The sequence below is a fragment of the Campylobacter sp. 2018MI01 genome, from assembly GCF_018501205.1.
Lineage (GTDB): Bacteria > Campylobacterota > Campylobacteria > Campylobacterales > Campylobacteraceae > Campylobacter_E.
This window is the reverse complement of record NZ_JAHCZE010000089.1, coordinates 1-3,974: the sequence shown is the minus strand read 5'-3', so window position 1 is coordinate 3,974 and position 3,974 is coordinate 1. Positions and strand designations below refer to the sequence as shown.

Annotated in this window: 4 protein-coding genes; all 4 read left to right on the top strand. The window is 24.4% G+C overall.

Annotation, left to right across the window (positions count from 1 at the left end):
* The first annotated feature begins 145 nt into the window (after positions 1-145).
* Positions 146-745 carry a MotA/TolQ/ExbB proton channel family protein gene (locus KJQ97_RS08875; RefSeq protein WP_214116978.1) on the top strand — a complete coding sequence of 200 codons (600 nt, stop codon included), beginning with the start codon at positions 146-148 and terminating at the stop codon, positions 743-745.
* Positions 729-1,121, top strand: a complete 393-nt coding sequence (locus KJQ97_RS08870) for an ExbD/TolR family protein (protein ID WP_214120616.1) — start codon at positions 729-731, stop codon at positions 1,119-1,121. Before KJQ97_RS08875 ends, KJQ97_RS08870 begins: the two co-directional genes overlap by 17 nt.
* A 4-nt stretch (positions 1,122-1,125) precedes the next feature.
* The gene (locus KJQ97_RS08865; RefSeq protein WP_214120615.1) at positions 1,126-3,090 is read left to right on the top strand and encodes a TonB-dependent receptor; all 1,965 of its coding nucleotides are present in this window, start codon (positions 1,126-1,128) and stop codon (positions 3,088-3,090) included.
* 3 nt (positions 3,091-3,093) lie between these two features.
* Positions 3,094-3,974, top strand: an 881-nt coding sequence (locus tag KJQ97_RS08860) for a FecCD family ABC transporter permease (protein ID WP_214120614.1), incomplete at its 3' end; no start/stop codon positions are given.

Sequence of the window (3,974 nt, the reverse complement as noted above, 5' to 3'; positions counted from 1 at the left end):
TAAACTATATAAACAAATTAATATATAAATTAAAAATCAAAATTGTTAATTAACAAATTAGTTTCTATTTAAAAACAATTTAAGAAATAATTTTATATAATGATTATGAAAATTCTTTTCATTATAAATTAAAAAAAGGTATTTAATGTTAAACTTAATGCAAATTGGTGGTTTATTTATGTGGCCTATTTTTGTTCTTTTAGTGCTTAGTTTTGCTGTGATATTAGAAAAAATAACAAATATATATTTATGTCAATTTTCTTTTAATAATAATTTTAAAATCAAAATAAAAAAAGCAATATATGATAAAAATTTAATTGAATTAAAAAATATATGTTCAAATAAAAATTCTATATCAAATAGCATACAAAAAGCTATAAATATATACGAAAAAAATAATTTAAATGAATTTGAATTAGAAAATATTCACTTTAATGAAATAAAAAAACTTGAGAAGAATGGTTTTATCTTAGGCATAAGCATAAGTATATGTCCTCAACTTGGTCTTTTAGGAACCGTTACCGGTATGATTTCTTCATTTGCAGCTCTTAGTAAAGAAGCAAATGAAGAATTAGTAGCGGCTGGAATTAGTGAAGCTTTATATACAACTGCATTCGGATTAATTGTAGCTATTTTTGCTCTTGTATTTCATATCATTTTCAATAAAAGAATTGATTATTTAAATAACGAAATCTACCTTAATTTAAATTATTTTAATAAGGCTTTTAATGAGAAGAATAAATAGAAAAAAACCTGAATTTATAGAAATTTCTATGTTAAATTTGATAGATGTTATTTTTATATTACTTATATTTTTTATGCTAAGCACTACATTTTCTAAATATTGGCATTATGAAATAAGTCTACCAAAAACAAATAATAGCGAAAACATAACTAAAGAAAATAATATAAAAGAAGTGATTTTAAATAAAGATTTAAACTTATACATAAAAAACAATAAAGATTTAATTTTTATAGATGATATAAACAAATATATAAAATCTTCAGATATTGTCTTATTAAGTGCCGATAAAGAAATAAGCTACGACAACTTAATTAAAACAATATCTATTATTAAAAATTCAAACATTAATAAAATCAAATTAAATATAGAAAGGTAAAAAAATGAAAAAAACTATTTTAGCATTTTCATTAATTGGTGCATTATATGCTGATACTTTGCTTGATACTCAAGTAATTAGCGATAGTGGATTTAGCGATAGCTTAGCTGATGTTAGCTCAAACTTATTTGTCATAAATAAAGAAGAGTTAAATAAAAAGAATTATCACGATTTAGGAGAAATTTTATCTTATCTTCCTAGTGTTTCTTTAAATCCTGTAGGTATAGGCAGTGCAATTGATATTAGAGGTCAAGGAAGTAGAGCTAATGCAAGGGTAAAAATCTTGTTTGATGGAGTTAGTCAAAACGCATTAGATACATCACATCTTGGAATTCCTTTTAATACAATAAGCGTAAATGATATTGAGCAAATTGAGGTTATTTCTGGAGGAGGAAGTGTAGTTTATGGAAATGGCACTAGTGGTGGTGTTGTCAATGTAATTACAAAATCAAGCTTAAAAAAAGATTATGCAAATCTTACTCTTGGGTTTGGTTCTTTTTCTCATAAAAGTATAGGAGCAAGTGCTGGTGCAAATATAAATGATAAAATATATTCTCATTTTGGAATTAATTATATAGATGAAAAAGGATATCAAAGAGCAGTTTTAAATAAACTTTTAAATACTGATATTGGGTTTAAATTTAAACTAACAGACTATCAAAATTTAGATATCAATGCAAATTATATGCATAATGAATATAGAAATAGTCAAGCTTTAACCGAGCAAGAAATTGAACAAGATAGAAGATATGAAGGAATAATTTGTACTCAATATGAAATTTCAAGATTTGGCTTTATTTGCAAAAATCAAATTCTAGCAAGTCAAGATTCAACGAAAACTAGCAGTAGAAAGAACTATAATCTAAAATATAGCAATGAAATTAATGAAAATATTTTAACAGAATTTATGGCTTATTTGCAAGATAATAACTATGAAGATAAACAATTTTTTGATAGAAAAATAGGGGCTAATGCTAAAGCAAAACTAAACTATGATTTTTCAAATACAATATTAGGATATGAATATTTATATGCAAAAGGCAAAAGAGCTTCTACAACAACAAATATAGTTAAAAAAGATACTCATTCTATTTATGCAATAGAACAATTAGATTTTAATCCGTTTGGAATTGATATTGGTGCAAGACTTGAAAATTCTAAATACAATATAAATAGAAGTGATGGAATAGCTACAATAAACGATTCAAAAAACACAAACAACTATGGTGCAAATATTGTTTTATCTCATAAATTTATGGATACAAATAGTGTGTATTTTAAATTTGAACGCGGGTTTAATTCCCCATCTCCTTACGAATTAACCGACAAGGCTGATGGAAAAAACTATTCTATTAATAATTTAAAATCAGAAGATTATTTAAATTATGAATTAGGATTAAAAGGTTTAGTATTTGACCAATATGCAAGTATAAGTTTATTTTATACCCTAACAAACAATGAAATAAATGTAAATATGAGCCATTATCCTGTTGTTAAATGGACTTATGAAAATATTGCTAAAACAAAAAGATATGGAGTTGAAATAAGCTTAAATCAAAGCTTGCTTGATGATAGATTAAACCTGTTTGAAACCTTTTCATATATTGATGCTAAAGTAGTTAAAGACAATTTAAACAAATACAAAGAAGGACAAAAAATACCAAATGTATCACCTTACAAAATCAGCCTAGGAGCAAATTATAAAATAACTGACAAGTTAAGCGTAAATGCTGATTATAGGTTTTATTCTAAAACAAATTGGGATTATTTAAACAATAATACACAATTAGAAAAGAAAGCTTATTCTTTAGTTGATGTTGGATTAAATTATGACTTTACCAAAAATATAAGTTTAAGTTTAGAAGCAAAAAATATCTTTAATACAAAATACAATCTAAACTGCAGTGGCCAAACTTGCCAAATTGCACCTACAAGCACTTATTATATGCAAGTAAAAGCGAGATTTTAAACAATGAAAAAATCATTATTTCTAGTTTTAATTAGTATTGTATGTATGTTATTATCGCTTGGAATTAGTTCACCTCAATCTAATTTCGGCTTTCAAGCATTATATAGACTAATAAGCTTAAATAATGATTTAAATGATTTAGATATTTTGTATCAAATATTTATAGAATTAAAAGCACCTAGAATATTATTAGCATTTATAGTTGGTGCTTTATTATCTAGTAGTGGAGCAGTTATTCAAGGATGTTTTTTAAATCCACTTGCTGATCCTTATATAATAGGAATAGCATCGGCTGCTACATTTGGTAGTTTAATTGCATTTATGTTTAATTTAAGTGAGATTTATTTTGGACTTTTTGCATTTTTATCTTGCATACTTTTTACATTTTTTATATTTTCTATTTATAAAAAAAATCAAAATATGGCAACTTTATTAATTTTAGGAATAGCCACTTCAACACTATTAGCATCTATAACATCTTTTTTTATATATTTAATAGGAGAAGATAGTTTTAAAATAAGTGCTTGGCTAATGGGATACTTAGGTAATGCAAATTGGAATATAGTAATAATTGTATATATTGCAAGCATAATATGTATTTTGTATTTTTATATTAAAAGATATGAACTTGATTTGTTATTATGTGGAGATGAAGAAGCTAATTCTTTAGGGCTTAATGCAAGTAAAAGCAAAAAACTATTTTTAATAATTTCATGTATTGCAGTTGCTTTTTCTGTAGCTTTTTGTGGGCTTATAGCATTTATTGGTTTAATTATCCCTCACACATTAAGAATGTATTTTAAAACTTCATCTAATAAAATAATAATTCATATTAAATTTTTTTTGGGGGGATTTTTTTATTATTTTTTTGTAAATTTGTATTT